General features: G+C 76.0%; 5 protein-coding genes and 1 pseudogene. 3 read left to right on the top strand and 3 right to left on the bottom strand.

Annotated features, from left to right (window positions below):
* Positions 1–279: pseudogene (locus DZF91_RS39725) on the top strand (hypothetical protein); the annotation flags it as partial.
* Between the two features lie 137 nt (positions 280–416).
* Positions 417–1565: a CaiB/BaiF CoA transferase family protein gene (locus DZF91_RS12370; RefSeq protein WP_117357620.1), complete on the top strand. Its 1149-nt coding sequence runs from the start codon at positions 417–419 to the stop codon at positions 1563–1565.
* Between the two features lie 103 nt (positions 1566–1668).
* On the opposite strand, the gene DZF91_RS12375 is transcribed toward DZF91_RS12370, so the two are convergent.
* Positions 1669–2196 carry a TetR family transcriptional regulator C-terminal domain-containing protein gene (locus DZF91_RS12375; RefSeq protein WP_199486588.1) on the bottom strand — a complete coding sequence of 176 codons (528 nt, stop codon included), beginning with the start codon at positions 2194–2196 and terminating at the stop codon, positions 1669–1671.
* 256 nt (positions 2197–2452) lie between these two features.
* On the opposite strand from DZF91_RS12375, the gene DZF91_RS12380 reads away from it, so the two are divergent.
* Entirely contained in the window at positions 2453–2770 is a 318-nt protein-coding gene (locus DZF91_RS12380) for a hypothetical protein (protein WP_117357621.1), read from the top strand.
* A gap of 27 nt (positions 2771–2797) precedes the next feature.
* Here the strand turns inward: DZF91_RS12380 and DZF91_RS12385 are convergent, their stop codons facing one another.
* Complete coding sequence (locus DZF91_RS12385) at positions 2798–3481, bottom strand: DUF1707 SHOCT-like domain-containing protein (RefSeq protein ID WP_199486589.1); 684 nt, start codon at positions 3479–3481, stop codon at positions 2798–2800.
* A gap of 99 nt (positions 3482–3580) precedes the next feature.
* Positions 3581–5470: ATP-binding protein (locus DZF91_RS12390; RefSeq protein ID WP_117357622.1), on the bottom strand; the 1890-nt coding region annotated here is incomplete at its 5' end.

Below are 5470 nucleotides of genomic sequence, written 5' to 3' on the forward strand. Positions count from 1 at the left end.
AGCGCGGGCCAGGCGGCGCTGGTCGGGCACGCCGCCGACTCCCCGCTGTCGGCCGCCGCGGGCGGCTGCGACGACCGCCGCCCCGTGTCCGGGCTCTGGTGGCGGGCGGGCAGCGGCCACTGGTACTACCTCGCCGCCGCCGGACGCGGCCTCACCCCGGAGGCGGACGGCCCGCTGCGGCACCCCGACGTCTCCGGACGGCTTCTGGTCGCCGTCCCGCGCGGTGACGCCTCGACCCGTCCGGACGGGCCGGTCGAGCTGACCGCGAAGGGCGGCTGACCGGACACCCGCGACAGGGAGGGCGGGTCGCGCCCCGTCCTGCCTCCGGCGCGCCACCGGACCGGGACCCTGCCGTCAGTGACCGCTTACTCCGTCGTGCACAATGGGGGAGCACCAACCGACGAGAGGGGCGCGAGATGGGACGAGGGCCGCTGGCCGGGGTCAGGGTCGTGGAGCTGGCGGGCATCGGGCCCGGGCCGTTCGCCGCGATGCTGCTGGCCGACCTGGGGGCCGACGTCGTCCGCGTCGACCGGGCCGCGTCCGCCCGCAAGGGCGGCGGCGCGACCGGCGGCACCGACTTCACCAACCGCGGCAAGCGCTCCATCGCCGTCGACCTCAAGAACGAGCGCGGGCGCGAGGTCGTCCTGCGGCTGGTCGAGCGGTCCGACGTGCTGCTGGAGGGGTTCCGTCCGGGCGTCACCGAGCGGCTCGGCCTCGGGCCGGACGACTGCCTCGCCCGCAACCCCGGACTCGTCTACGGGCGCATGACCGGCTGGGGGCAGGAGGGGCCCCTCGCGCAGAGCGCCGGGCACGACATCGGCTACATCGCGATCACCGGCGCGCTGCACGCCATCGGCCGCGCGGGCGGCCCGCCGCAGGTCCCCATGAACCTCCTCGGCGACTTCGCGGGCGGCAGCATGTACCTGGTCGTCGGCGTCCTGGCCGCGCTGCTGGAGTCCCGCGCGAGCGGGCGCGGCCAGGTCGTGGACGCGGCGATCGTGGACGGCACGGCCCACCTGTCCACGTTCATCCACGGCTTCATGGCGGGCGGCCTCTGGAAGGACGAGCGCGGCGTCAACATGCTCGACACCGGCGCGCCCTGGTACGACGTCTACGAGACCGCCGACGGCCGGCACATGGCCGTCGGCGCGCTGGAGCCGCAGTTCTACGCCGAGTTCCTGCGCCGCCTCGGCCTCGCCGACGCCGACCTGCCCGGACAGCACGACCGCGACGGCTGGCCCGAGCTGCGCGAGCGCTTCGCCGCCGCGTTCAAGGAGCGCACCCGCGACGAGTGGGCGGAGATCTTCCTGCCCTCGGACGCGTGCGTCGCGCCCGTCCTGTCGATGACCGAGGCCGCCGAGCACCCCTACAACACCGCGCGGGACGTCTTCGTCGAGCGCGACGGGCACCGCCAGCCCGCCCCGGCCCCGCGCTTCTCCCGCACGGCCGCCGGCACCGACGGCGGGCCCGCCCTCCCCGGCGGCCACACCCGCGCCGTGCTGGCGGACCTCGGCATCGACGACGCCGACGACCTCATCGCCTCCGGCGCCGTCGCCGAGACCTGACCGCGAACCGGCCGACCCGCCGCGTCCGCGAACCGACCGCGGCCCGCTGGTCCGCCGCGTCTTTGAATCGACCGGGAACCGGCCGTTCCGCCGTCCTCGTGGATCAGCGGAGCGGCGGGCCGGCCGGCGGGACGGCGGTGAGGGTGGTGAGGTGCCGCCGGAGCGCGTCCGCGAGGTCGGCCGGCCCCATCCGGTCCGGTTGCAGGACGGCGTGGACGGTCAGGCCGTCCAGCAGCGCGTTCAGGTGGATCCGCTCGGCGCGCAGGTCGAGGCCCGGGCGCAGCGCGCCGAGCCGGTCGGCGGCGGCGAGCAGCGCGTCCAGCATGGCGGCCGTCTCGTCGTACAGCTCGCGCGCGTAGGGGCGCAGGTCGGGACGGGTGCGCGCGGCCGTCGTGAACGCCAGCCAGACCTCGGCCTCCTCGCGGCGGCGGTCGTCCAGCGGCAGGATCTCGGCGAGCAGCCCCTCCAGCGCCGCGGCGTGCTCGGCGGGCGGGGCGTCCGGGTCGGGCGTCCGCAGCGCCGCCGCCGCGTCGCGGATCCGCCGGCCCGCGCGCTCGGCGAAGTACCGCATCGCGAAGATCATCAGGTCGGCCTGGCCCTCGAAGTAGTGCCGCACCGAGCCGACGGCCATACCGCATCGCGAAGATCATCAGGTCGGCCTGGCCCTCGAAGTAGTGCCGCACCGAGCCGACGGCCAGGCCCGCCTCGGCCGCCACCGCGCGCAGCGACGCGTGTTCGAGTCCGTCGCGGCGGGCGACCCGGAAGATGGCCTCGGCCACCTCGCGCCGCCGCTCCTCGGGATCCACCAGCTTGGGCACGGTCACTTTATAGCACATGCGTGCTACGTTGGATTTAGCACGGACATGCTAAATAACGAGGAGGCTCCCGTGTCCACCGAGATCCTGACCTTCCTGCTGCTGCGCCTCGCGCTCGTCGCCGCGGGCGTCGTCCTGCTCGCCGTCGTCGCGGTCACGCTGCTGGTCGTCCTGAAACGGGGCGGCCACCTCCGGCGCGCTCGCTCGCTCGCCGAACCGGTCGTCCGGGACTGGGCGGAGCGCACCCCGTCCGGCGGCGCAGGCGCGCTGCGCCGGGCCGCCGTGCGCGGCGCGCTCGACCGCCTCGACCACGACGATCGACACGAAGGGGCGGCCCCGCCGGACGCGCGGCCGTCCTCGTCATCGGGGCACCCGTCCTCCGAGCGCTGATCCGGAACCGCCGCCCGCGCGGGACGGTCAGTCCCGGACGGCCCGCCTGCGGGGGCGGCGCTTGACGTCCACGCCGCCCCAGAGGGCCAGCCCGGAGATGATGATCTCCGGCGCGCCCGGGACGCCGGGACCGGTCGCCCGGTGGTCGAACCCGCCCATGATCCCCACGCCCGTCACCCGGACGTTCACGTCGTCCGGCACGATGATGTCGATCCCGCCCATGATCGCGACCGCGTTGATCCGGACCGTCGTGGAGGTGAAGCGGGCCTCCCGCAGGTCGATGTCGCCGCCGCCCCAGAAGGCGACGGCGGTGAACTCCTCCGGGACGGTCCACACGCCCTTGCGGTCGAACCCGCTCATGATCGCCACGCCGTTCGTCCACGTCGGGGTCTCGCCCGGCGCCACGACGAACCCGCCGTGCGTCCCGGCCCGCGTCCCGCCGGGCCGAGCGGCCGGAACGGACACCCCGGACACCCCAGACATCCCGGACGCGCCGGTCGCGTCGTCCGGCAGATCGCGGGTCAGCGGCTCCAACTCGGCGTACGTCTTCGCCCGGTACACCGCGTCCAGGCGCTCGCCCACCTCCTCCAGGGTGAGCCGGCCCTCGCCCGCCGCGTCCCGCAGGATCTGCGCGACCCGGTCGCGGTCGGCGTCGGAGGCACGCATCTCCAGAGGACGCGCGGGATCGGGCTTCTCGGGCAGATTCGTCATGCCGCCACCCTAGAGCCCGCCGCGTGCGCCGCCCCAGACCTCATCGGCGTCCGCTCAGCGACACGTCCGGACGACCGCGCCCGTGCCTGCCCGGACGGCTCAGCCCCGGCGGGCGCGGCGGACCCAGGCGGCGATCTGGGCGCGCGAGGTCAGCCCGAGCTTGGCGAGGATGTGCTCGACGGCGGTGTCCACGGTCCGCCGCGCCACCGCGAGCCGGTCGGCGATCTCGCGGTTCGACAGCCCGCGCGCGATCAGCACCGCGACCTCCCGCTCGCGGCCGGTCAGCGGCTGCCGTTCGGGCCGCGGCGCGGGCTCCCCGCGGGCGAGCGCGATCGCCTCGGCGACCGACAGCCGCGCCCCGCGCTCCTTGGCCGCCTGGAACCGCTCCGGCGGGAGCCGCTTGCGCAGCGCGTGCTCGGACGTGGCGCGCCGCCGCTTGTAGTCCGGCCCGTACAGCCGGGTCGCGCCGAGCCGCCGCCACATCGCCTCGGTCGCGCCCAGCAGCATCGCCGCCTGCTCGTACTCGCCGTGCACGACCGGCGCGGGGGTGAGCAGGTCGAGCGCGAGGGTGATGCCGAGCTGGTCGCCGAGCCGTTCCTTGATCCGCAGGCAGGCGAGCAGGTCGTCGGTCGCGGCCCGGTGCTCGCCCAGCCACCACAGCGCCGCGCCCCGCGCGTACAGCGCGAACGAGTGGCACCACCGCTCGCCGGTCGCCTCGCCGTCCCGGGCGGCGGCGTCCGCGAGCGCGAGCGCCTGCCGCTCCTTGCGCTGGAGCAGCAGGACGGTCGACAGGTGCGGCCCGGTGAGCAGCGCCAGCGGGTCCCCGTAGCCGAGCCGGTCGAACGCCGCGCGCGCCTGCTCCATCCGGGCGCGCGCCTCGTCCAGCTTGCCCTCGAACAGCGCGATCAGGCCCTCGCCGTGGACGACGTGCGCCACCAGGTCGGGCGCCGACGCGTCCGCCGCCCAGCCCTCCGCGCCCCTGCCGCCGGCGTCCGGGCCCATGCCCGCGCCCGTGCCGGCGCCCGCGTCCGCAGACGACGGGACCTTGACCATGGAGAACAGGCGGCGGGCCCGATCCGTCTCGCCCTGCTGGACGGCGACCATGCCCGCGCCGTACGCGATCCAGGCGCGGTCGAGGGCGACCCGCGCCGCGTCCCCGATGCCGTCGGTGGGGACGGCCAGGGCGCGGTCGTGCCAGCGGCGCGCCTCGCCGAACATGCCCAGGCAGATCCAGTAGTGCTGGAGGACGACCGTCAGGTGCAGGCCGGTCGCGACCTCCTCCGGCGTGGTGAGGGAGTACTCCAGCGCGACGCGCAGGTTCGGGTTCTCCTCGCTCAGCCGGGTCAGCCAGCCGAGCTGTTCCGCGCCGAGCGCCGCCTCCCGCGCGCGTTCGGCCAGGTCGAGGTAGTGGTCGCGGTGGCTGCGGCGCAGCCGCGGACCCTCGCCCAGCTCGGCGAGGCGCTCCGCGCCGTACTCGCGCAGCGTGTCGAGCATCCGGTAGCGGCGGCCGTCCCGCTCGACCTGCACGACCGACTTCTCCACCAGCCGTCCGAGCACCTCGAACAGCTCCACGCCGGGCAGGCCCTCGCCGCCGCAGACGCGCTCGGCGGCGGTCAGGTCGAAGTCGCCCGGGAACACCGACAGCCGCGCCCACAGCAGCCGCTCCTCGTTGGTGCACAGCTCGTGGCTCCACTCGATCGCGGCGCGCAGCGTGCGGTGCCGGTCGCCGCCCGCGCGCGCGGTGCCGAGCAGCCGGAACCGGTCGTCCATCCGCTCGGCGAGCTGCTCGACCGACATCGTCCGCATCCGGACGGCGGCCAGCTCGATCGCCAGCGGGATGCCGTCCAGCTGCGCGCACAGCCGCGCGACCACGGGCAGGTTGTCCTTGGTCAGCGTGAAGCCCGGCACCATCGCCTCGGCCCGGTCGGCGAACAGCGCGACCGCGTCGTCCGCGGCCGGGGCGGCGGCCGGCGCCGCGCCCGGGGCGTC

It is taken from the genome of Actinomadura logoneensis, from assembly GCF_003428695.1.
Classification (GTDB): Bacteria; Actinomycetota; Actinomycetes; order Streptosporangiales; family Streptosporangiaceae; genus Spirillospora; species Spirillospora logoneensis.